This window comes from Streptomyces sp. NPDC018019 (assembly GCF_044327805.1).
Classification (GTDB): Bacteria; Actinomycetota; Actinomycetes; order Streptomycetales; family Streptomycetaceae; genus Streptomyces.
In genome coordinates this window covers 83,332-109,321 of the sequence record NZ_JBIRGD010000024.1, presented here as the reverse complement: position 1 = coordinate 109,321, position 25,990 = coordinate 83,332, and the positions used below count along the sequence as shown (strand labels likewise).

The 25,990-nt window shown below is 74.1% G+C and carries 6 protein-coding genes; 5 read left to right on the top strand and 1 reads right to left on the bottom strand.

The window, feature by feature from the left end; all coding sequences use genetic code 11:
- Positions 1 to 433: 433 nt before the first annotated feature.
- A complete protein-coding gene (locus ACH4FX_RS32110) occupies positions 434 to 958 on the bottom strand; it encodes a hypothetical protein (RefSeq protein ID WP_398484929.1) in 525 nt (174 codons plus the stop codon).
- A gap of 168 nt (positions 959 to 1,126) precedes the next feature.
- Between ACH4FX_RS32110 and ACH4FX_RS32105 the strand changes: the two genes are divergently transcribed.
- From ACH4FX_RS32105 to ACH4FX_RS32085, 5 genes are all read left to right on the top strand, one after another.
- Positions 1,127 to 1,780, top strand: coding sequence for a response regulator transcription factor (locus ACH4FX_RS32105; RefSeq protein WP_398484927.1), 654 nt, complete (start codon positions 1,127 to 1,129; stop codon positions 1,778 to 1,780).
- An 11-nt stretch (positions 1,781 to 1,791) separates the two neighbouring features.
- A complete protein-coding gene (locus ACH4FX_RS32100; RefSeq protein WP_398484925.1) occupies positions 1,792 to 2,997 on the top strand; it encodes a sensor histidine kinase in 1,206 nt (401 codons plus the stop codon).
- Between the two features lie 160 nt (positions 2,998 to 3,157).
- Positions 3,158 to 14,053: an amino acid adenylation domain-containing protein gene (locus ACH4FX_RS32095; RefSeq protein ID WP_398484923.1), complete on the top strand. Its 10,896-nt coding sequence runs from the start codon at positions 3,158 to 3,160 to the stop codon at positions 14,051 to 14,053.
- Between the two features lie 2 nt (positions 14,054 to 14,055).
- The gene (locus ACH4FX_RS32090) at positions 14,056 to 21,585 is read left to right on the top strand and encodes an amino acid adenylation domain-containing protein (protein WP_398484921.1); all 7,530 of its coding nucleotides are present in this window, start codon (positions 14,056 to 14,058) and stop codon (positions 21,583 to 21,585) included.
- On the top strand, positions 21,570 to 25,985 hold the full coding sequence (locus ACH4FX_RS32085; RefSeq protein ID WP_398484919.1) for an amino acid adenylation domain-containing protein: 4,416 nt from the start codon (positions 21,570 to 21,572) through the stop codon (positions 25,983 to 25,985). Before ACH4FX_RS32090 ends, ACH4FX_RS32085 begins: the two co-directional genes overlap by 16 nt.
- Positions 25,986 to 25,990: the final 5 nt, after the last annotated feature.

Sequence of the window (25,990 nt, the reverse complement as noted above, 5' to 3'; positions counted from 1 at the left end):
TACGTATGTTCCGCTCTGCCACGGAAGGATTACGTTTCCGGGCCGGCCGGGCGCCGGTCGGCCCGGGGGGTGGGCCGTCCGGCGGCCGACGGGCCCGGCCGGGCGGTGGGATGCACCGCCGGGGACCGGGGCGCGGCGCCCGGCCGTCGCAGACGCGCACGGGGGCACGGCCGCGGCGGGCCACGCGGTCCCCGGCGGCCGATGGGGCGGCGAATTCGGCGCCGGGACGGGCACGGGGAGCTGAATAGGGCCGGTTATTCGAACAGTGACCGGAATTCATGGGCGGGTGCGAAACTTCCATGATGACCGGCGGGCGGTTACGCCGCGGTTACAGGTCCGATTCTGTCGAAGTGCCGGGTCCGGTTTTGTGGAATTCTGGCATGCCGGGAATGTCCAACCGCCCGATTAGGGCGGTTGGACATGGGACGCACGGTCAGAAATCAGAAGGCAGGCTCGGCGCCTTGGGCGCCGAAGGGCAGTCCTCGGTGCAGGTGAAACCGAGCGACGGCGTCTCGGGGGTCACCGCGGTGGGCTCCTCCGGCAGGCTCTTGCTGCCCGACGGCAGCTTCGACGCACAGGTCTTGGCCGCGGCCCGGTACGCCTTCGAGACCGGGTTGACGTCGCCCCCGGCCTTCAGCTGGAGCTGTCCGTTCTCCTTGATGGTGATGCCCGGGAAGTTCTTGACCCCGTTCTCCCGCATGCACTGGGTGAACGCCTCGGCCTGCCGCTCCCGCGTCGAGGCGTCCTGGCCGGACCCGCTCGACGCCGAGGACGCGGCTGCCGCGGCGCCGGTCTTCGCCGACGACGCGACCGACGACGCGGCCGGCGCCGCGGCCGACGAGCCGGTCTGCAGCACGAGCACGGTCCCGCCGGCCGCGAGTGCCGCGATGAGCAGCGGGGCGGCGAGCAGCCTGCGCTTCTTCCTCCGTGGTGTTTCCTCTTCGGACGGTGCCCTCATGTCAACTCCTCTGGGACGCTGGACGTCTGGAAGCCAGTTCACCAACCGGGCGGTTACCGCGACGGAACGCCGGGTGTTAGGCGCCTGTAACCCGGCCGGGCCTTACGCCGCTGTAACCGCCCCGCGAGCAAGGTCACGATCAACGGAGTCGAGCCGACGGTGGGGGCCATGCGGATTCTGGTGGTGGAAGATCATCGCGATCTCGCGGAGACGCTGGCCGCGGGCCTGCGCCGGGAAGGCATGGCGGTCGATGTCGTCCTGGACGGGACCGCCGCGCTGGAGCACACCTCGGTCAACCGGTACGAGGTCGTCGTCCTCGACCGCGACCTGCCCGGCGTCCACGGCGACGAGGTGTGCCAGACGCTGATCACCGAAGGGTATCCGGCGCGGGTCCTGATGCTGACCGCGGCCGCCACGATCGAGGACCGGGTCGAGGGCCTGACCAGCGGCGCCGACGACTATCTGCCCAAACCGTTCGCGTTCGCCGAACTCGTCGCCCGCATCCGCGCCCTGGGCCGCCGCAGCCAGCCCGCGCTGCCCCCGGTGCTGTGCCACGCCGACCTCAAACTGGACCCCGGCAAGCGCACCGCGCTGCGGGCCGGCAAGCGCCTGGACCTCAGCCCCAAGGAATTCGCCGTCCTGGAACTGCTGCTGGCCGCGGGCGGGCGCGTGGTCTCCGCCGAGGAACTGCTGGAGCGGGCCTGGGACGAGGCCGCCGACCCGTTCACCAACACGGTCAAGGTCACCGTGAGCCGGCTGCGCCGCAAACTGGGCGATCCGCCGCTCATCGAGACCGTCGCCCAGGCCGGTTACCGGATCTGAGGGTGCCGGGGATGCGCCGCACACCGCGTCCGGCCCGCCTCGCGCCGGGCCGCCCCGCCAAGGTCCGCTGGACCATCCGGCTGCGGCTGACCCTGCTGTACGGGGCGCTCTTCCTCGTCACCGGGGTGCTGCTGCTCACCGTGGTCTACCTGCTGGTGGCGGGCCGGCCGCCGTGGGCCGGTGTCGAGCCGCCCGCCCCGCCGGCCGCGACCGTCACGCCCAGCGGCCTCGGCGCCGCCGCCGACGTACCGGGCCCGTCGGTGGAGCTGGAACAGCAGCTGCAACAGCAGCGCAGCGACTACCTCCGGGAGCTGCTCACCGCCAGCGGCATCGCGCTCGGGCTGCTGACCGTCCTGTCGGTGTACCTGGGCTGGCTGATGGCCGGCCGGGCGCTGCGCCCGCTGCGGACCATGGCCGACACCGCGAAGGCCATCTCGGCGAACGACCTGCACCGGCGGCTCGGCGCGCCCGGCCCGTCCGACGAGATCAAGGACCTGGCCGACACGTTCGACGCGCTGCTCGACCACCTGGAGAGCGCCTTCGAGGCGCAGCGCCGATTCGTCGCCAACGCTTCCCACGAGCTGCGCACCCCCCTCACCTTCGAACGCAGCCTGCTGGAAGTCACCCTCGCCGACCCGGATGCGAGCGCGGCCGACCTCCGGGCGACGTGCGAGCGCGTCCTGGGCAGCAACGCCCGGCAGGAGAAGCTGATCGAGGCGCTGCTGACGCTGGCGCGCAGTCAGCGCGGCCTGGACCGGCGGGTGCCGGTGGACCTGGCGGCGTTGGCCGCCGAGTACCTGGGGCAGCCGCGCGCCGGCGACGGTCCGCCGGGCGTACGGATCGGCAGCGACCTGGCGCCGGCCGCCGTCATGGGCGACCCGCCGCTGGTGGAACGGCTGATCATCAACCTCGTCGACAACGCGGTACGGCACAACGTGCCGGACGGCCGGGTGCGGGTGTGGACCGGGCTGCGCGGGGAGCGGCCCACGCTGTGCGTGCGCAACACCGGGCCCGAGGTCCTGCCGTCCCAGCTCGACCTGATCTTCCAGCCGTTCCAGCGGCTGCGGGCGACCCGCCTCGGCGGACACGACGGCCAGGGCATCGGCCTGTCGATCGTCGCCGCCATCGCCGCCGCCCACGACGCGGAGCTGCACGCCGAGCCGCTGCCGGACGGCGGCCTCGAAATCCGTGTCGAATTCCCGCCCGCCGCACCCTGACCCGGCCGGTATTTCTTCTTTCTGGACGTCAAAATTCCGCATGCCCTGGACATTGCACGGTGCCGCTGCGGTACGGGTATCTTCGCCGCAAGAGCTGCCGCCGCGCGCCGCGTAAATCGTTGTGGCCGCGCGGCGTTGTAATTCACGGGGGGAGCTCGGCGTGCGCGGAAACCGGAATTACCGCGGTGCCCGGACGGAGCCGACGGGGATTCCGTTGTCGTCCGGCCAGCAGCGGATGTGGTTCGTCAACAGGCTGGAGAACACGGGCGCCGCCTACACGATGGCGACGGCCGTCCGGCTCACCGGCGAGCTGGACCGGCCGGCCCTGGAGGCGGCCTGGACCGACGTCGTCGGGCGCCACGAGGCGCTGCGTACGGTCTTCTTCGAGGCGGACGGCCAAGCCTGGCAGCGGGTCCTGGACGAACCGCCCGCCGGGCTCGCGGCACGCAGCGTCACCGAGGACGAGGTGGCCGGGGCCCTGGCGGCCGAGGCGGCCCGGGAATTCGACCTCCGGTCCGAGCCGCCGTGCCGGGCCACGCTGTACGCCCTCTCCGCCCGCGAGCACGTCCTGCTGCTGGTGGTGCACCACATCGCCGTGGACGGCCGGTCCCTGGAGGTGCTGGCCCGCGACCTGTCCCGGGCGTACGCCGCCCGGTCGCGGGGCCGCCGGCCGGACTGGGCGCCGCTGCCCGTCGCGTACCCGGACCTCGCCCGGCGCCAGCAGCTCCTCGGCACAGAGCAGGACCCAGGGAGCGAGTACGGACGGCAGCTCGCCTACTGGCAGCAGGCCCTGGCGGGGCTGCCCGCCCAGCTGGACCTGCCCTGCGACCGGCCCCGCCCCGCCGAACCCCGGCACGAGGGCGGTTCCGTCCCCGTCCGGATTCCGCCGCACACCCACCGGGCCCTGCTGGAGATCGCGCGCGACTGCGACGCCACGGTGCTCATGGCCGTACGGGCCGCTTTCGCCGTACTGCTCTCGCGCCTGGGCGCGGGCGACGACATCCCCATCGGCTCCCCGGTCGACGGGCGCACCGACGCGGCCCTCGGCGAGCTGGTCGGTTTCCTGGCCAACACCCTCGTCCTGCGGACGGACCTGACCGGCGACCCGGCCTTCACCGAGCTGGTCCGGCGGGTACGCGCCACGGAACGGGCCGCCGAGGCGCACCAGGACCTCCCGTTCGAACATCTCGTCTCGGCGCTCAACCCCGAGCGCTCCTTGGCCCGGCACCCGCTCTTCCAGGTCCTGCTGGTGCTGGAGGACTCGCCCGGCGCCGCCTGGGACCTGCCCGGCCTGACCGCCGTACCGGAGCGGGTCGGCATCGAGGCCGCACGCGACGACCTGACGTTCGGCCTCTTCGACCTCTACCTCAACCTCGGCGAGCGCTACGACGCCGACGGCGCGCCGACCGGCATCGACGGCGGGCTCTGGCACAACGCGGAACTCTTCGACCGGGCCACGGCCGCCGCCCTGGCCGCCCGGTTCACCGCGGTCCTGGCCCGGCTGACCGCGGATCCGGAGCTGCCGGTGAGCCGGGCCGAGGTGCTGCTCGACGGCGAAGCGGAACGGCTGCTCACCGAAGTCAACACCGGCCGGGCAGCCGCGCCGGACGCGACCGTGCCCGCGCGGTTCGCGGAGGCGGCCGGCCGCTTCCCGGACGCGGCCGCCGTCGCCTCCGGCGCGGACACCCTCACGTACGCCCAACTGGACGCGCGGGCCAACCGGTTCGCCCGGTACCTGCACACCGGGGGAGTGGTGCCCGGGGACCGGGTGGGCGTCCTGCTGCCCCGCTCCACCGAACTGGTCGTCACGCTCCTCGGCATCGCGAAGGCCGGAGCGGTGGCCGTACCGGTGGACCCCTCCTACCCCGCCGAGCGGGTGCGGTTCCTGCTGGCGGACTCCGCGCCCGCCCTGGTGGTCGACGACGAGGAGAGCGCACGGGAGGCCGCTCTGCGCGATTTCTCGCCCGCCCCGCTGCCGGTGCGGATCTCGCCGGAATCGGGCCTGTACGTGATGTACACCTCCGGCTCCACCGGCGCGCCCAAGGGCGTGACGGCCACCCACGGCGGCGTCGCGGCCCTCGCGCGCGACACGTGCTGGGGCGACATCGGCACCGGACGCGTCCTGTTCCACGCGCCGCACGCCTTCGACGCCTCGACGTTCGAGCTGTGGGTGCCGCTGCTCAACGGCGGCTGCGTGGTGGTGGCCCCGCCGGTGGATCTCGACGGGGCGGCACTGGCCCGGCTGACCGGCGAGCACGCCCTGACGGCCGTACACGTCACGGCCGGCCTGTTCCGGGTGCTGGCGCAGGAGACCCCCGAGTGCTTCGCGGGCCTGCGGCACGTCCTGACCGGCGGTGACGTGGTCCCGGCCGAAGCCGTCGCCCGGGTCGCCGAGGCCTGCCCGTACGCCACGCTGCATCACCTGTACGGGCCGACCGAGACCACCCTCTGCGCCACCACCCACACCCTCCCGCCCGGCACCGAGGCGCCCGCGGTCCTCCCGATCGGCGGCCCGCGCGACGGCGTACGGGTCTTCGTGCTGGACGCCCACCTGCGCCCGGTGCCGACCGGCGTGACCGGCGAACTGTACGTCGCCGGGCGCGGCGTGGCCCCCGGCTACCTGAACCGCCCCGCCCTGACGGCGGAACGCTTCGTCGCCTGCCCGTACGGCGGCGGGCGGATGTACCGTACCGGCGACCTGGTGCGCTGGGACCGGGACGGCAACCTGGTCTTCCTCCGCCGCGCCGACGACCAGGCGAAGGTCCGGGGCTTCCGCATCGAGCCGGCGGAGGTCGAGGCCGTTCTCGGGCAGGCCCCGGGCGTGGAGCAGGCGGCCGTCGTCGTACGGGAGGACCGGCCCGGCGACAAACGGCTGGTCGCGTACGTCGTCGGCGACGCGTCGGGCGTACGGGACTTCGCCGCCGAGCGGCTGCCGGACTACATGGTGCCCCCGGCCACGGTGGTACTGGACGAGCTGCCGCTGACCGCCAACGGCAAAGTGGACCGGGCCGCCCTGCCCGCCCCCGACCACGCGGCGGCCACCTCGGACCGCGCGCCCCGCACCCCGCAGGAGCAGATCCTGTGCCGGCTGTTCGCCGAGGTCCTCGGACTGGACCGGGTCGGCGTCGACGACCGGTTCTTCGACCTGGGCGGCGACTCGCTGCTGGCGATGCGGCTGACCAGCCGGGCCCGGACCGCCCTGGGCGTCGAGATCGCGATCACCGTGATGTTCGAGTCGCCCACCGTCGCCGGACTGGCCGGACGGCTGCACGAGCTGGGTGCCGGCCGCCCGCCCGTGGTCCCGGCGGACCGGCCCGACGTCCTGCCGCTGTCGTTCGGGCAGCAGCGCATGTGGTTCGCGAACCGGCTGGAGGACACCGGCGGCGCCTACAACATGGCGATGGCCGTCCGCCTCACCGGCGCCCTGGACGTGGCCGCGCTGCGCACCGCCTGGGCGGACGTGACCGCCCGCCACGAGCCGCTGCGCACGGTCTTCCCCGAGCGCGACGGCGTACCGCACCAGCTCGTGCTGGATGCCCGCCGTCCGGCACCGGACGGCGCACCCGACGCCGACGACCTGTGCACCGTGTCCACCACCGAGGAGGCCCTGGACACCGACCTGGCCGACCACATCGGCCGCAGGTTCGCGCTCGACACGGCACCGCCCCGGCGGGCCACGCTGTTCGAACTGTCCGCCGAAGCACACGTCCTCCTGGTCGTCGTGCACCACATCGCCGCCGACGGCTGGTCGATGGGCATCCTCGCGCGGGACCTCTCGACGGCGTACGCGGCGCGCAGCGCGGGCCGCGCGCCGGACTGGCCGCCGCTGCCCGTCCAGTACGCCGACTTCGCCCTCTGGCAGCACGACCTCCTCGACAGCGGCAACGGGCTGCTCGACCGGCAGCTCGCCCACTGGACCGAGGCCCTCGCCAGCCTGCCCGACCAGATCGAACTGCCCACCGACCGGCCCCGTCCCGCCACGGCGAGCCACCGCGGCGCCGTGCTGCCGTTCACCGTGGACGCCCGGGTGCACCGGGGCCTGCTGGAGATCGCCCGCGACTGCGACACCACCCTCTTCACGGTCGCCCAGGCCGCGGTCGTCCTGCTGCTGTCCCGGCTCGGCGCGGGCGACGACATCCCGCTCGGCACCCCCGTCACGGACCGCACCGACGAATCCCTGCACGATGTCGTCGGCTTCTTCCTCAACACCCTGGTGCTGCGCACCGACGCCGGAGGCGACCCGGCCTTCCGGGAGCTGGTGGCCCGCGCCCGGGACGCCGACCTCGCCGCCTACGCCCATCAGGACCTTCCGTTCGAGCATCTGGTGGAGGCCCTCAAGCCCGCCCGGTCGAACGCCCGGCACCCGCTGTTCCAGGTGCTGCTGGTGATGGAGGACGCCCTGCACCCCGCCTGGGACCTGCCCGGCCTCGCCGCGGCCCCGGTCCCCGTGGCTCCCGCGACGGTCGAGTTCGACCTGGTCTTCGGCCTCGGGGAGCGGACCGGCGGCGGCCTCGACGGCTACCTCGAATTCGCCACCGACCTCTTCGACCCGGACGGCGCCCAGCACCTGATCACCCGGCTGCTCGCGCTGCTCGACCAGGTCGCCGGCCACCCGGAACTGCGGCGCGGCGAGGTCGACCTGCTCATGCCGGGGGAACGGGAACGGCTCGTCCGCGGCGTCAACGCCGGGGCGGCGGGCGTCGAGGACGGCACGGTCCTCGGCCTGTTCGACGAGACCGTACGGCGGTCCCGGGCCGAGACGGCGGTACGGGCGGACGGCATGACGCTGACGTACGGGGAACTGGAGGGGCGGGCGAACCGGTTCGCCCGGTATCTGCACGCCAGGGGGGTGGTGCCTGGCGCCCGGGTGGGGGTGACGCTTTCCCGGTCGGCCGAGCTGGTCGTTGCGCTGCTCGGTGTCGCGAAGGCGGGGGCGGTGTTCGTGCCGGTGGATACGTCGTATCCGGCGGAGCGGGTGCGGTGGCTGCTGGGGGATTCCGCACCGGCGCTGGTGGTGGGCGGTACCGAAGTGGACGAGGCCCTGCGGGACTTCTCGTCCGATCCGCTGCCGGTGGAGGTACTGCCGGAGTCCGGCCTGTATGTGATGTACACCTCGGGTTCGACCGGGACGCCCAAGGGTGTGGTGGCCACGCACGGTGGCGTCGCGGGCCTCGCGCTGGATTCCTGCTGGGGCGAGATAGGCGCGGGCCGTGTGCTGTTCCATGCGCCGCATGCCTTCGATGCCTCGACGTTCGAGCTGTGGGTGCCGTTGCTGAACGGCGGGTGCGTGGTGGTGGCGCCGGAAACTGATCTCGACGGGCCCGCCCTGAGCCGCCTCGCCGGTGCACACGCCCTGACGGCGGTGCACGTGACCGCCGGCCTGTTCCGGGTGCTGGCGCAGGAGTCCCCGGACTGCTTCGCGGGCCTGCGACACGTCCTGACCGGCGGCGATGTGGTCCCGGCCGAGGCCGTTGCCCGCGTCGCCGAGGCGTGTCCCGGCGCCGTGATCCACCACCTGTACGGCCCGACGGAGACCACGTTGTGCGCGACGACGTTCGCCGTCGAGCCGGGGTCGAAGGTGCCGTCCGTCCTGCCGATCGGCGGGCCCCGGGACGGTCTGCGCGTCTTTGTCCTCGACGCGTTTCTGTGCCCGGTGCCGGTGGGCGTGGCCGGGGAGTTGTACGTGGCCGGGCGCGGTGTGGCGCTCGGATATCTGGGGCGGGCCGCACTGACCGCGGAGCGGTTCGTCGCCTGCCCGTACGGCGGCGGGCGGATGTACCGGACGGGTGACCTGGCGCGCTGGGACCGGGACGGGAACCTCGTCTTCCTCGGGCGGGCCGACGACCAGGTGAAGATCCGGGGCTTCCGGATCGAACTGGCCGAGGCCGAGGCCGTGCTCGGCCGGTGCCCCGGGGTGTCCCAGGTGGCCGCGTCCGTACGGGAGGACCAGCCCGGCGACAAACGCCTGGTCGCCTACGTGGTCGGGGACGCGACGGGCGTACGGGACTTCGCTGCCGAGCGGCTGCCGGACTACATGGTGCCCTCGGCCACGGTGGTGCTGGACGAACTTCCACTGACGGCCAACGGCAAGGTGGACCGCGCCGCGCTGCCCGCGCCGGACTACGCGGCGGCCTCCTCCGACCGCGCTCCGCGCACTCCTCAGGAGCAGATCCTGTGCCGTCTGTTCGCCGAGGTGCTGGGCCTGGAACAGGTCGGCATCGACGACGGGTTCTTCGACCTCGGCGGCGATTCACTGCTGGCGACGCGGCTGGCGAGCCGGGTCAGGGGTGCCCTGGGGGCGGAGCTTTCGGTGCGGGCGTTGTTCGAGGCGCCCACGGTGGCCGGGCTGGCGGGCCGCCTGGACGAATTCGAGGCGGTGCGACCTGCCCTCGTACCGGCCGAGCGTCCGGACCCGATGCCCTTGTCGTTCGGCCAGCAGCGGATGTGGTTCCTGCACAGCCTGGAAGGGCCGAGCGCGACCAACAACATTCCGCTCGCCGTACGGCTGACCGGGGATCTGGACGTGGCGGCGCTGGAGGCTGCTTGGGGCGATGTGGTGGCGCGGCATGAAACGCTGCGCACCCGCTACCCCGAGTGCCAGGACAGCGCCCGCCAGGACATCGTGGACGCGGCAGAGGTGTCCGTACACCTCGCCATCGTCCGGCTCGGCGCGGAAGGTGACGTGGCACGGGCGCTGGCAACGGGCGTCGAAGAGGGCTTCCACATCGATCGTGAACTGCCCTGGCGCGTCATGCTGTTCGAGGTGACCCCGGCCGACCACGTCCTGCTGATCGTCGTCCACCACATCGCCGCCGACGGCTGGTCCATGGGCGTCCTGGCCGACGACCTGGCGACCGCCTATGCGGCACGGGCCGACGGCCGCGCGCCCGACTGGGCACCGCTGCCCGTCCAGTACGCCGACTTCACCCTCTGGCAGCGCGAACTGCTCGCGCAGGACGCCGAGGACGGCCTGTTCGGCCGGCAGGCGGCGTTCTGGTCCGAAGCGTTGGCAGGGCTGCCCGAGCACCTGAAACTGCCCTTCGACCGGCCGCGTCCGCCGGTGGCGACCCACCGGGGCGCGTTCCTGCCCTTCACGGTGGACGCCGCCGCGCACCGGCGCCTGCTGGAGATCGCGCGCGACTGCGACGCCACCCTGTTCATGGTCGCGCAGGCCGCCGTGGTGGTGCTGCTGTCCCGGCTCGGCGCCGGGGACGACATCCCGCTCGGCACGCCCATCGCCGGCCGTACCGACGAGGCCGTGGACGACCTGGTCGGCAACTTCCTCAACACCCTGGTGCTGCGGACCGACGTCGGCGGCAACCCCACCTTCACCGAACTGGTCCGGCGGGTACGCGAAACCGACCTCGCCGCCTACGCCCACCAGGACCTGCCCTTCGAGCACCTGGTGGAGGTACTGAACCCGGTCCGCTCCCTGGCCCGGCACCCGCTGTTCCAGGTCGCCTTCGCCCTCCAGAACGCGCCCGAGACGCACTTCGACGCCCCGGGGCTGGAATCCCGGCTGGTGCCGGTGGAGATGTCCACCTCGAAGTTCGACCTGTCGGTCCTGATGTGGGAGCGCCGGGACACCGAGGGCGCCGCGGCGGGGCTGGAGTGCTACCTGGAGTTCGCCACCGACCTCTTCGACCGCGGCACCGCCGAGGGCCTGGTGTCCCGTCTGCTGCGAGTGCTCGCCCAGGTCACCGCGGACTCCGCCGTACGGGCCGGTCAGGTGGACGTGCTCGGCGAGGACGAGCGGACCCGGATCGCCTCCGCGGCGGCGCCGGACCGGGCGGGCGCGCGGGGCGGGACCGTGACGGAACGCTTCGAGCGGATCGTGGCCCGGCACGCCCAGGCACCCGCGGTGCGGGCCGGGGACACCACGCTGACCTACGGGGAGCTGGACGCGGGGGCGAACCGGTGCGCCTGGTACCTGCACGCGAAGGGCGTCACCACCGGCGACCGGGTCGCGGTGATGCTGGACCGCTCGGCGGAACTCGTCACCGTGCTCCTCGGGATCGCCAAGGCGGGCGCGGTGGCCGTACCGGTGGACACGGACTATCCGGTCGAGCGGGTGCGGTTCCTGCTGGAGGACGCCGCCCCCGTACTGGTGATGACGCGGTCCGAAGTGGCGGAGGCGCTGGGGCACTTCCCGGCCGTCCCGGTGCCGGTACGCGTGCCGCCGGAGTCGGGTCTGTACGTGATGTACACCTCCGGCTCGACCGGGACGCCCAAGGGCGTCATGGCGACGCACGCGAACGTCGCCGCGCTCGCCCTCGATCCCTGCTGGGAAGGCGTCGCCACCGGACGTGTCCTCTTCCACGCCCCGCACACCTTCGACGCCTCCACCCTGGAGCTGTGGGTGCCGCTGCTCAACGGCGGCTGCGTGGTGGTGGCCCCGCCGGTGGACCTGGACGGGGCGGCGCTGGCCCGGTTGACCGATGAGTACGGCCTGACCGCGGTGCACGTGACCGCCGGGCTCTTCCGAGTGCTGGCCCAGGAGGCCCCAGACTGCTTCGCGGGCCTGCGGCATGTGCTGACCGGCGGTGACGTGGTCCCGGCCGAAGCCGTCGCCCGGGTCGCCGAGGCATGCCCGGCTGTCACGCTGCATCACCTGTACGGGCCGACCGAGACCACCCTCTGCGCCACCACCCACGCCATCGGGCCCGGCACGGAAGCACCGCCCGTCCTGCCGATCGGCGGCCCGCGCGACGGCGTACGGGTCTTCGTGCTGGACGCCCACCTGCGCCCGGTGCCGACCGACGTGGCGGGGGAGCTGTACGTGGCCGGGTGCGGTGTCGCGCACGGCTATCTCGGCCGCGCGGCGCTGACCGCCGAGCGATTCGTGGCGTGCCCGTACGGCGGCGGCCGGATGTACCGCACCGGCGACCTGGTGCGCTGGGACCGGGACGGCAACCTGGTCTTCCTCCGCCGCGCCGACGACCAGGTGAAGGTCCGGGGGTTCCGCATCGAGCCCGCCGAGATCGAGGCCGTTCTCGGGCAGGCCCCGGGCGTGGAGCAGGCGGCCGTCGTCGTACGGGAGGACCGGCCCGGCGACAAACGGCTGGTCGCGTACGTCGTCGGGGACGCGTCGGGCGTACGGGACTTCGCCGCCGAGCGGCTGCCCGACTACATGATCCCCGGCACTGTCGTCCCCCTCGACGCGCTGCCCATCACCGGCAACGGCAAGGTGGACCGGGCGGCGCTGCCCGCTCCCGACTACGCCGCCGCGTCCGCGGGGCGGGCACCCCGTACCCCGCTCGAAGCGCTGTTCTGCCGCCTCTTCGCGCAAGTCCTCGGCCTGACGACGGCGGACGCCGACGCGAGCGCCCCGGCGGACGTCCACGTGACGGCCTCCATGGACGCGGGTGCGGACCCGGCCGGCCCGGACGGGGGCGCGGACCTCTCCTCCGGCGTAGGCGCGGACGCGAACTTCTTCGAACTCGGTGGCGACAGCATCATCTCCCTGCAACTCGTCGCCCGCGCCGCCCGGGCGGGATACCGGATCAGCGCGACGGACGTCTTCCAGCACAAGACCCCGGAAGCCCTCGCCCTGGCCGCCCAGCCCGCCACGGAGGAGGAGACCCGCCACGACGACAGCGCGGGCCCCGTCCCCCTCACCCCGGTCATGTGTCAGCTGGCCGACCGGAACGCCCTGGCCGGGCCGCTGTTCCAGACCGTCATGGTGTGGACGCCGACCGGCCTCACCGGCGCGGAACTCACCACCGTTCTCCAGGCGGTCCTCGACCACCACGGCGCCCTGCGGCTCCAGCTCGACCCCCGCGGCGGCCCGGAAAGCAACACCGGTGCCGACGACGGCACCTGCGGCCTGCGCGTCCGGCCGCCGGGCGCCGTACCGGCGGCGAACCTGCTGCGTACGGTCCGGCTGCCCGGGCCGGCCGCACAGGTCACGGCGGCGATCGTCCGCGAGCAGTGCGCCGCCGCGACCGGCCGCCTGGACCCGTATACCGGCAGTGTGCTGCAAGCCGTGTGGTTCGACGCCGGTCCGCACCGGCCCGGCCGGCTCTTCCTGGCCGCACACCACCTCTGCGTGGACAGCGCCTCCTGGCGCATCCTCCTCGACGACCTGGCCCTCGCCCACGAAGCGGTCCGGGCGGGCACCGAACCGGCCCTGCCCCCGGTCCCCACGTCCTTCCGCCGCTGGGCCGAACTGCTGCGGCGGACCGCCCACGACCCCGCCCGGGCCGCCGAACTGCCGCTCTGGGAACGGACCGGCGCGCCCACCGCCCCGCTCCTGCCGAAGCCGCCGACGGGGCCGGGCGGACCCGGCGAGCTGAGCACGACGCTGCCGCCCGGCACCACGACGGCGCTGCTCACCACCGTGCCGGCGGCCTTCCACGCCGACGTCACCGAAGTGCTCCTCGCCGTACTGGTGCTGGCGGTCGCCGACTGGCGCGGCCGGCCCGGCGCCGTCCTGGTCGACCTCGAACGGCACGGCCGCGAGAGCGGCCTCGCACCCGGCGTCGATCTGTCCCGTACGGTCGGCTGGTTCACCAGCGTTCACCCGGTCCGGCTCGACCCGGGCGCGGACGGGCCCGGCCCCCGCGACGCCGGGACCGTACTCAAACGCGTCAAGGAGCAGGTCAGGGAGGTGCCCGAGCACGGCATCGGGCACGGTCTGCTCCGCCATCTGAACCCGCGGACGGCCGAAGCCCTGGCCGGTCTCGCCGAACCCCCGATTCTGTTCAACTACCTCGGCCGCGTCCCCGCCGCGGCCCGGCCGGAGGCGGCCACCGCCTGGACCGCCACCGGCGACGCCCACCCGCCCGAAGGCGTCCGCACGCACCCCGTGGACCTCGACGCCCGCACCGTGGACACCGCCGACGGCCCCCGGCTGACCGCGCACTGGGCCTGGGACCCGGCGCTGGTCTCCGAGGCCGCCATGCGGCGCCTCGGCCAGGCGTGGTCCCGGGCCGCCGAGGCCCTGGCGGCGTGCGCCGGGCAGGGCGACGCGGGCGGCCGCACCCCGTCGGACCTCGATCTCATCTCCCTCACGCAGGACGACATCGACCAGCTCGAAACGGAATGGGGAAAGTAGCCGTGAGCAAGCCCGGACTGGCCGACGTATGGCCGCTCGCGCCGATGCAGAAGGGCATGCTGTTCCACGCCCTGTACGACGCCGAGGCCACGGACATCTACCGGGGCCAGGTGGTCCTGGACCTCGACGGCCGCCTCGACACGGACGCCCTCAGGTCGGCGGGACACGCGCTGCTGCGCAGGCACCCGACGCTCAGGGCGGGGTTCCGCACCCTGAAGTCCGGCGAGACGGTGCAGGTCATCCCGCAGCAGACCGAGCTTCCGTGGCAGGAGCTGGACCTGCGCACCGTACCGGCCGGCCGCCGGGACGCCGCCCTGGACGAGGCGGTGCGCGTGGAGTGGACCCGGCGCTTCGACCTCGCGGCGCCGCCGCTGCTGCGGCTCACCGCCATCCGCGTGAGCGACACCCGCACCCGCGTCGTGCTGACCGTCCACCACATCCTGTGCGACGGCTGGTCCACCTCGATCGTCGCCGACGAACTGGTCGAGCTGTACCGCAACGGCGGCGACGAACGCGCCCTGCCGCCGGTCACCCCGTACCGCAGCTACCTCGCCTGGCTGGCCCGGCGCGACGGCACGGCCGCCGCCGAGGCATGGCGGCGGGCGCTCGACGGCGCACAGCCGACCCTCGTGGCGCCGGAGACCGGCAACCGGGCGCCGGTCGACCCCGACGAGGTCCGGGTCGAACTGCCCGGCCCGCTGGTGACGGCGCTCGCCGGGCTGGCGCGCCGCCAGGGCGTCACCCTCAGCACCGTGATGCGGGGCGCCTGGGCCGTGCTGCTCGGCGCGCTGACCGGCCGCGACGACGTGGTCTTCGGGGGGACCACGGCCGGGCGCCCGCCGGAGATCCCGGGCATCGACACCACCGTCGGCCTGTTCATCAACACGCTGCCGGTACGGGCCCGCTGGTCGGCCACCGACACCGTCGCCCAGCTGCTCACCCGGCTCCAGGACGCCCAGGCGGCGCTGCTGCCGCACGAGCACCTGAGCCTGGCCGAGGTCCAGGGCATCGCCGGGACCCGTACCCTCTTCGACACCCTGACCGTCTTCCAGAACTACCCCGTCGACCTGCTCGACCTGACCGGGACGGCCGCGCGGTCGGTGTCCGGGGACCTGGAGCTGGCGAGCGTCGGCGGCCGGGACGCCGCGCACTACCCGCTGACGTTCACCGCGATGGCCGAGCGGTTCCGGCTCACCTACCGCCCCGACCTGTTCACCCGCGCCGACGCGGAACTCCTGGCCCGGCGCCTGGTCGGGATACTCGGCCGGCTGGCGGCCGGCCCCGGCACCCGGATCGGCGACCTGGACGTCCTGGTCGACGGCGAACGCGACCGGCTGCTGCACGGCGTGAACACCGGCGCCCCGGGGGCTGCGCCGACCACCGTTCCCGCCCTCTTCGCACGGACCGCGCGCCGGTACGCACACGAGACGGCGGTGGTATCGGCCGAGGGTTCCCTGACGTACGGGGAACTGGAGGGGCGGGCGAACCGGTTCGCCCGGTATCTGCACGCCAGGGGGGTGGTGCCTGGCGCCCGGGTGGGGGTGACGCTTTCCCGGTCGGCCGAGCTGGTCGTTGCGCTGCTCGGTGTCGCGAAGGCGGGGGCGGTGTTCGTGCCGGTGGATACGTCGTATCCGGCGGAGCGGGTGCGGTGGCTGCTGGAGGATTCCGCACCGGCGCTGGTGGTGGGCGGTACCGAAGTGGACGAGGCCCTGCGGGACTTCTCATCCGATCCGCTGCCGGTGGAGGTACTGCCGGAGTCCGGCCTGTACGTGATGTACACCTCGGGTTCGACCGGGACGCCCAAGGGTGTGGTGGCCACGCACGGCGGTGTCGCGGGTCTGGCGCTGGATTCCTGCTGGGGTGAGTTAGGGACGGGCCGTGTGCTGTTCCATGCGCCGCACGCCTTCGATGCCTCGACGTTCGAGCTGTGGGTGCCGTTGCTGAACGGCGGGTGCGTGGTGGTGGCGCCGGAAATTGATCTCGACGGCCACACGCTGGCCCGCCTGATCGGCGAGCACGCGCTCACCGCCGTACACGTCACGGCCGGTCTGTTCCGAGTGCTCGCCCAGGAGACCCCGGATTGCTTCGCCGACCTCCAGCACGTCCTGACCGGCGGCGATGTGGTCCCGGCCGAAGCCGTCGCGGGCGTCATGGACGCCTGCCCCGGCATCACGGTGCGCCATCTGTACGGTCCGACGGAGACCACGCTGTGTGCGACGACGTTCGCCGTCGAGCCGGGGTCGAAGGTGCCGTCCGTCCTGCCGATCGGCGGGCCCCGGGACGGCGTGCGGGTTTATGTCCTGGACGGTTATTTGCGTCCGGTGCCGGTGGGGGTGGCCGGGGAGCTGTACATCGCGGGGCGGGGCGTGGCCCGGGAATACCTCGGCCGTGCGGCGCTGACCGCGGAGCGGTTCGTGGCGTGCCCGTACGGCGGCGGGCGGATGTACCGGACGGGTGACCTGGTGCGCTGGGACCGGGAGGGGAATCTCGTCTTCCTCGGGCGGGCCGATGACCAGGTGAAGATCCGGGGTTTCCGGATCGAACTGGCCGAGACCGAGGCCGTGCTTGCGCGGTGCCCTGGCGTGGAGCAGGTCGCGGTGCTGGCGCGCGAGGACCAGCCCGGGGACAAGCGGCTGGTGGCCTACCTGGTCGGCGAGGCCGTACGAATACGGGACTTCGCGGCGGAGCAGTTGCCGGAGTACATGGTTCCGTCCGCGGTGGTGGTGCTGGACGCGCTGCCGCTGACGGCCAACGGCAAGGTGGACCGGGCCGCGCTGCCCGCGCCGGACTACGCGGCGGCCTCCTCCGACCGCGCTCCGCGCACTCCTCAGGAGCAGATCCTGTGCCGTCTGTTCGCCGAGGTGCTGGGCCTGGAACAGGTCGGCATCGACGACGGATTCTTCGACCTCGGCGGCGATTCACTGCTGGCGACGCGGCTGGCGAGCCGGGTCAGGGCTGCGCTGGGCGCGGAAATCTCGGTACGGGCGTTGTTCGAGGCGCCCACGGTGGCCGGGCTGGCGGGCCGCCTGGACGAATTCGAGGCGGTGCGACCTGCCCTCGTACCGGCCGAGCGTCCGGACCCGATGCCCTTGTCGTTCGGCCAGCAGCGGATGTGGTTCCTGCACAGCCTGGAAGGGCCGAGCGCGACCAACAACATCCCGCTCGCCGTGCGACTGACCGGCGACTTGGACGTGGCGGCGCTGGAGGCTGCCTGGGCTGATGTGGTGGCGCGGCACGAGACGCTGCGCACCCGCTACCCCGATGACAGCGGCAGCGCCCGCCAGGAAGTCCTGGCGGCCGTACCGGCCCGGATCGAGACGACGGCCGTCTCCGGCGAGGCGCTGGACGCGGCCATGGCCGCCGAAGCCGCCCGCGGATTCCGGCTCGGGACGGAACTGCCGTGGCGCGTCACGCTGTTCGAGGTCACACCGGCCGACCACGTGCTGCTGATCGTCGTCCACCACATCGCCGCGGACGGCTGGTCCATGGGCGTCCTGATGCGCGACCTGTCGGCGGCGTACGCGGCGCGGGCCGACGGCCGTGCGCCCGACTGGGCACCGCTGCCCGTCCAGTACGCCGACTTCACCCTCTGGCAGCGCGAGATCCTGGCGCAGGACACCGCGGACGGCCTGTTCGGCCGGCAGCTCGACCACTGGACCCGTACCCTCGCCGACCTGCCGGAAGAGCTGGAACTGCCCTGCGACCGGCCCCGGCCCGCGACGGCGAGCCACCGGGGCGCGATGCTCCCGTTCACCGTGGACGCCGCCGTGCACCGGCGGTTCCAGGAGATCGCGCGCGAATGTGACGCGACGCTGTTCATGGTCGCGCAGGCCGCCGTGGTGATGCTGTTGTCGCGGCTCGGCGGGGCCGAGGACGTACCGCTGGGCACGCCCATCGCCGGCCGTACCGACGAGACGCTGGACGGGCTCGTCGGCAACTTCCTCAACACCCTGGTGCTGCGGACCGACGTCGGCGGCAATCCCTCCTTCACCGAACTGGTCCGGCGGGTACGCGAAACCGACCTGGCCGCCTACGCCCACCAGGACCTGCCCTTCGAGCACCTGGTGGACGTGCTGAACCCGGTCCGCTCGCTGGCCCGGCACCCGCTGTTCCAGGTCGCCTTCGCCCTCCAGAACGCGCCGGGTACCGACTTCGCGGCTCCCGGCCTGCGCGCCGAAACCGTCCCGGTAGGGCTGACCAGCTCGAAGTTCGACCTCTCGGTGGTACTGCGGGAGCGGCCGGACGGAGGCGGCCTCGACGGCCTGCTGGAGTACGCCACCGACCTGTTCGACCCGGCGACCGCGCGGGACCTGGCCGAGCGGCTGGTCGCCGTGTGCGGCCAGGTCGCCGCCGACTCCCGGGCCCGGGTCGGTGATCTCGACATCCTGCTGGACGGCGAGCGGCAGCGGCTCGTGCCCGGGGTGGACGCCGGGGAGTCCGGCACCGGTGCCGCCCACCGGACGGTGCCCGGCCTGTTCGCGCAGGCCGCGGCCCGCCGCCCGGACGCGCCGGCCGTCGTGTCCGGCGCGCTGACCCGTACGTACCGGGAACTCGACGCGCAGGCGAACCGGTTCGCGCACCACCTGCACGCGAAGGGGGTCGGCGCGGGGGACCGGGTGGCGGTGCTGCTGCCCCGGAGCGCCGAGCTGGTGACCGTCCTGCTCGGGATCGCCAAGGCGGGCGCGGTGGCCGTACCGGTGGACACGGCCTACCCGGCCGAGCGGGTGCGGTTCCTGCTGGCGGACGCCGCCCCCGCGCTGGTGGTGAGCGAGGTACCGACGGCCGAAGCGCTCGACGGCTTCCCCGCGTCGCCGCCCGCGGTGCGGATCTCGCCGGAGTCGGGCCTGTACGTGATGTACACCTCCGGCTCGACCGGGACGCCCAAGGGCGTGCTGGTCACCCACGGCGGTGCGGCGGTGCTGGCGAACGACGCGTGCTGGGGGGACATCGGAACGGGCCGGGTGCTGTTCCACGCGCCGCACGCCTTCGACGCCTCGGTCTTCGAGCTGTGGGTGCCGCTCCTCGGCGGCGGCTGCGTCGTGGTCGCGCCCGCCGTGGACATGGACGGCGGGACCCTCGCCGGGCTCGTCGCGGCACACGAGGTGACGTCGGTACACGCCACGGCCGGGCTGTTCCGGGCGCTGGCGCAGGAGACCCCCGAGTGCTTCGCGGGCCTGCGGCATGTGCTGACCGGCGGTGACGTGGTCCCGGCCGAGGCCGTCGCCCGGGTCGCCGAAGCGTGCCCGGACGTCACGCTGCACCACTTGTACGGGCCGACCGAGACCACCCTCTGCGCCACCACGCACACCCTCGCCCCCGGTACGGAAGCACCGGCCGTCCTGCCGATCGGCCGCCCGCGCGACGGCACCCGGGTCCATGCCCTGGACCGGTTCCTGCGCCCCGTCCCGGTGGGTGTGCCCGGTGAGCTGTACATCGCCGGGGAGGGCGTCGCCCGCGGCTACCTGGGGCGGGCCGCGCTGACCGCCGAGCGGTTCGTGGCGTGCCCGTACGACGGCGGCGGGCGGATGTACCGCACCGGCGACCTGGTGCGCTGGGACCGGGACGGCAACCTGGTCTTCCTCGGACGGGCCGACGACCAGGTGAAGGTCCGGGGCTTCCGGATCGAACTCGCGGAGGTCGAGGCGGTGCTCGCCCGGTGTCCGGGTGTGGAGCAGGTCGCGGTGCTGGCGCGGGAGGACCGGCCCGGCGACAAACGGCTGGTCGCGTACGTCGTCGGGGACGCCTCGGGCGTACGGGACTTCGCTGCCGAGCGGCTGCCCGACTACATGGTGCCGTCGGCCACGGTGGTACTGGACGAGCTGCCGCTGACCGCCAACGGCAAGGTCGACCGGGCCGCCCTGCCCGCCCCCGACTACGCGGCGGCCTCCGCGGGGCGCGCCCCGCGCACCCCGCTGGAGACACTGTTTTGCCACCTCTTCGCGGAACTCCTCGGCATCGGGACGCCGGACGCGGACACGGGCCCGTCCGTTCCCGTCGCCGCGGACGCCGGATTCTTCGAACTCGGCGGCGACAGCATCATCTCCCTGCTGCTCGTCGCCCGCGCCGCCAAGGCCGGGTACCGGATCAGCGCGGCGGACGTCTTCCAGCACAAGACGCCGGAAGCGCTCGCCGCGATCGCCCAGCCCATGACGGCGGACGAGGTCCGGCACGAGGACGGCAACGGCGTCGTCCCGCTCACCCCGATCATGCGGGAACTGGCGGCACGCGGCGGGCCGGAGGCACTGGCCGCCCGGTTCGCGCAGTGGACCGTCGTACGGGTACCGGCGCGGGCCGGGCTGGACCGGCTGACCCGGGCCGTCGAGAAGGTCGTGGACCACCACGCCATGCTGCGGGCCCGCCTGGTCGTCCCGGACGGCGCGGAACCGTACCTCGAAGTCGGGGACGCGGCACCCGTACCGGACCGGGTCCGGCGCGTGGACGCCGGGGGGCTGACGGGCGAGGCGTTCGAGGACCTGATCGACGCGGAGGCGCGGGCGGCGTCCGGCCGGCTCGACCCGCGGACCGGCGCCACCCTGCGGGCGGTCTGGTTCGACCGGGGCAGCGGGCGGTCCGGACGGCTCGTGATCGTCGTCCACCACCTGGTCTTCGACGCGGTGTCCTGGCGCATCCTGCTGCCGGACCTCGCGGCGGCCTGGGCCGAGCCGGACGCCGGACTGGCGCCGGTCGCCGCCGCGTTCCGCACGTACGCCCGGCAAGCGGCGGCGGCCCACCGGCCCCGGGCCGCCGGAACGGTCCAGGGCACCGAAGGACAGATGCGGCAGCGCACCTTCACCGTGCCCGCCCGGACCGCGTCCGCGGTGCTGACCACCGTCCCCGCCGCCTACCACGCCACGACCGGCGACGTGCTGCTCGCCGCGCTCACCGCGGCCCTCACCGAGGACCGGCCCGGCCCGGCCGTCCTGGACATCGAAGGCCACGGCCGGGACGGCGGCCTGGACCTGTCGCGCACGGTGGGCTGGTTCACCACCCTGCGCCCGGTCCGCCTGGACGCGGGCGTCACCGACTTCGACGAGGTGCGCGCGGGCGGCCCGGCCGCCGACCGGCTGCTCAAACGGGTCAAGGAACAGGCCGCGCAGCCGTACGGGGACGGTCTGCCCGCGCCGTCGGCCGGCTTCAACTACCTGGGCCGGTTCGCCGTCGCGGGCCCGGACACCGGCGACTGGCAGCCGGCCGGCCCCCGCGCCATGGGCGCCGACGCCGACCCGCGGCTGCCCGCCCTGCACGCGCTGGAGTTCGGCGGCCTGGTCCGCGACGGCGACACCGGCCCGGAGCTGGTGCTGCTGGTGTCGTGGCTGGACGGGACCCTGTCCGAGAACGGGGCCGAGTGCCTGGCGGACCGCTGGATCGCCCTGCTGGCCGGGCTGGCCGCACTCGGAGAGGCCCCGCACGCGGGCGGCCTGACCCCCTCGGACCTGCCGCTGGTCGAGCTGACGCTCGGTCAGCTGGAGGCCCTTGAGGACGACTTCAACGCAATACCGGGTACGGGAGGTATGCCGTGGAACGCCGCATAGAGGACGTGTGGCCGCTGACCCCGCTCCAGGAGGGACTGCTGTTCCACTCCCTCTACGACGAACGGGGCGAGGACGCCTACGTGGTCCAGGACGCCGTGGACATCGAAGGGGACCTCGACCCGGCCGCACTGCGCGCGTCCTGGCAGGCGCTGGTCGCCCGGCACGCCACCCTGCGGGCCTGCTTCCGCCAGCCACCGGGCCTCGAACAGCCCGTACAGGTCATCCCGGCACGGGTGGAGCTGCCCTGGCGGGACGTCGACCTGAGCGACCGCCCGCCGGAGGCCGCCCTCGCGGAGGCGGAGCGGCTGGCGCACGAGGACCGGGTGCGCAGGTTCGACCTCGCCGTACCGCCGCTGCTCCGGCTGATGCTGCTGCGCCTGGGGCCCGGCCGGCACCGGATGGTCTGCACGAACCACCACATCCTGATGGACGGCTGGTCGCTGCCGACGCTCCAGCACGAGCTGTGGACCCTCTACGAGGCGGGCGGCGACCCGTCCGGCCTGCCGCCCGCCCCGCCCTACCGCGACTACCTCGGCTGGCTGGGCGCCCAGGACAAGGAGACGGCCCGCGCCGCATGGCGGGCCGACCTCGCCGGGCTGCGCGAACCGACGCTGCTGGCCCCGGCGGCGAGCCGCCCGGCGCCCTCCGCCGGACACGAGCAGGTGTCCGCGAAGCTGGACCGGCCGGCCACCGAAGCGCTCACCGAACTGGCCCGGCGCTCCGGCCTGACCCCCAACACCTTCGTCCAGGGCGCCTGGGCGCTCCTCCTGGGCCGCCTGCTGGGCCGGGACGAGGTGGTGTTCGGCGCGACGGTCGCGGCCCGCCCCGCCGAACTGCGCGGTGTCGAGAGCATGCTCGGACTCTTCATCAACACCATTCCGGTACGGGTGCCCTTGCCGGCCGGCCGGCCGGTGTCCGAACTGCTCGCCGACGTGCAGACCCGGCAGGGTGCGCTCATCCCGCACCAGTACCTGGGGCTCAGCGAGATCCAGCGGGCCGGCGGGCCCGGAGCCGAGTTCGACAGCCTGCTGGTCTACGAGAGCTTCCCGCGCGGCGCGCTGGCGGAGGAGGACGGGCCGCCGCTGAAGCTCACTCCTGTACGCGCGCACAACGTCAGCCACTACCCCCTCAGCCTGGCCGTCTTCCCGGGCCCCGAGCTGCTGTTCCTGCTGACGCACCGCCCGGAGCTGATCGGCCGCCGCAGCGCGGAGCTGCTCGCCGCCCGGTTCGTCGGAATCCTGGAGCAGCTCGCGGCCGACCCGGACGTCACGGCAGGCGACATCGACGTCCTCGTCGACGGCGAACGCGACCGCCTGCTGCACGGCGTCAACACCGGCGCCCCGGGAGCCGCGCCGACGACCGTTCCCGCACTCTTCGCGCAGGTCGTCCAGCAGCACGCGGACGACGTCGCGGTGGTGTCCGGGGAGACGGCCCTGACGTACGGCCGCCTGGACGCGCAGGCCGATCAGGTCGCCCGCCACCTGCGCACGACCGGTACCCGGCCGGGGGACCGGGTGGTGGTCACCCTCGCCCGCTCGCCCGGACTCGTCGTGGCGCTGCTGGGCATCGCCAAGGCGGGCGCGGTGGCCGTACCGGTGGACACCGCGCTGCCGGCCAAGCGGGTACGGGCCCTGCTCGACGACGCCGCACCCGCCGCGGTCCTGACGGAGGCGGACGTCGAGGAAGCGCTGCGGCACGGTGCCTGCACCCCGTCCACGGCCCCGGTGACACCGGACTCCGGCCTGTACGTGATGTACACCTCCGGTTCGACCGGGACCCCCAAGGGCGTCGTCGCCACCCACGGCAACGTCACCGCCCTCGCCCTGGACGCCTGCTGGGACGGCATCGCCACCGGACGCGTCCTCTTCCACGCCCCGCACACCTTCGACGCGTCCACCCTCGAACTGTGGGTGCCGCTCCTCAACGGCGGGCGGGTGGTGATCGCGCCCCCGGCGGACCTCACCGCAAAGGCGCTGGCCCGCCTGGTCACCGACCACGCGCTGACCGCCGTGCACCTGACGGCCGGGCTGTTCCGCGTCCTCGCGCAGGAGACCCCCGAGTGCTTCGCGGGCCTGCGCCACGTGCTGACCGGTGGGGACGTGGTACCGGCCGAGGCCGTCGCGAGCGTCCGGGACGCCTGTCCCGACATCAGCGTCGGCCACCTGTACGGGCCGACCGAGACCACCCTGTGCGCCACGGCCTTCTCCGTCCGTCCCGGCACACCGGCTCCGGCCGTCCTCCCGATCGGCGGCCCGCGCGAGGGGGTGCGGGTGTACGTCCTGGACCCCGCGCTCCGGCCGGTCCCGCCCGAGGTCCCCGGCGAGCTGTACATCGCCGGGCAGGGCGTCGCCCGTGGCTACCTGGGACGTCCGGCACCGACCGCCGAGCGGTTCGTGGCGTGCCCGTACGGCGGCGGGCGGATGTACCGCACCGGCGACCTGGTGCGCTGGAATCACGATGGCGAACTGGTCTTCCTCGGACGGGCCGACGACCAGGCGAAGATCCGCGGGTTCCGGATCGAACCGGCGGAGGTCGAGGCGGTGCTCGCCCGGTGCCCGGGTGTGGAGCAGGTCGCGGTGCTGGCGCGGGAGGACCGGCCCGGCGACAAGCGGCTGGTCGCCTACGTGATCGGGGACGCGTCGGGCGTACGGGACTTCGCTGCCGAGCGGCTGCCGGACTACATGGTGCCCTCGGCGACGGTGGTGCTGGACGAACTGCCGCTGACCGGCAACGGCAAGGTCGACCGGGCCGCCCTGCCTGCCCCCGACCTCCCGGCGGGCTACCGCGGACGCGGCCCGAACTCGCCCGTGGAGGAGATCCTGTGCTCCCTGTTCGCCGAGGTCCTGGGCGTGCCCCGGGCCGGCGCGGAGGACGGGTTCTTCGACCTCGGCGGCGACTCGCTGCTGGCGGTCCGGCTCACCGGCCGGATCCAGGCCGTCCTCGGCAGGAACCTGGAAGTGCGGACGCTGTTCGAGGCGCCGTCCCCGGCGGCCCTGGCCGCCCGGCTGGCCGACGCCGGCCCGCAGCCCGCACCGGCCGCCGGACCGCGCCCCGACGTCATCCCGTTGACGCCCGGCCAGCGTTCGATGCTCTCCGGCGAGACCAGGTACAACATCCCGCTGACGGTCCGGCTCCGCGGCCCGCTGCGGCCGGACGCCCTGGAAGCGGCCTGGAACGACGTACTCGCCCGGCACGAGTCCCTGCGCACCCGCTTCTCGGAGCCGGACGGCCAGGTGATCACCGAGCCCGCCCCGACGCCGCTCGCCGCCGTACCCGTCACCGAGGACGAGCTGCCCGCGGCACTGGAGGCCGCCCACGCCCGCCCCTTCGACCTCGCCGCCGGACCGCCTTGCCGGGCCGCTCTCTTCACCCTGGCGCCCGACGACCACGTGCTCCAGATCGTCGTGCACCACATCGCCGCGGACGGCTGGTCCACCGGGCTGATCGCCCGCGACCTGTCCACCACCTACGCCGCGCGGGCGGCCGGCGGCGAACCCGGGTGGGCGCCGCTGCCCTTCCAGTACGCCGACTTCGCCGTACGGCAGCAGGCCCAGCTGGCCCGCCTGGACGACCCGGACAGCCCGTTCGGCCGCCGCCTCGCGTACTGGACCGGCGTCCTCGCCGACCTGCCGGAACAGCCTCTGCTCGGCTGGGACCGGACGCCGCCGGACCCGCCCACCGGCCGGGGCGGCAAGGTCACCTTCACGGTGGACGAGGCCGGGCACCGGGCCCTGCTGGAGACCGCCCGGCGCGAACGGGCCACCCTGTTCATGGTGCTGCGGGCGGCGGTCGCCGCCCTGTGGGCGCGGCGCGGCGCCGCGAACGTCCCGATGGGCACCGTCTCCGCCGGTCGCGCCGACGACGCGACGAGCGACGTCGTCGGCCTGTTCGCCAACCACCTGGTGCTCCGCGCCGACGCGGGCGGCGACCCGGCCTTCGCCGACCTCGTCCGCCGGGTACGCCGGGCCGACCTCGCCGCGTACGCCCACGAGGACCTGCCCTCCCAGCCCGTCGAGGAACGCCTCGGGCACCGGCCGTTCCAGATGATCATCGGCATGGAGAACCTGCCGGAACCGCCCTGGAACCTGCCCGGCCTGACGGCGGAGCCGCTGCAGCCCGCCCACCGCAACCGCGGCGCCGCCCGCGGCGAACTGGCCGTCACCCTGCGCGAACTGCGGGCACCCGGCGGCGGGCCGGCCGGTGTGGAGGGCGTCATCTGGTACAGCGCCGACCTGTTCGAACGGCGGACCGTGGAGGTGCTCGCCGCCCAGCTGACCGGCGTACTGCGACAGGTAGCGGCGGAACCCGCGATGAAGATCGGCCGGCTCCGGATGGACCCGCCCGGGGCCGGCCGGGCGGCAGGCGGCCCGCACCGGGACACGAGCCCGACGACGCCATGACCCAT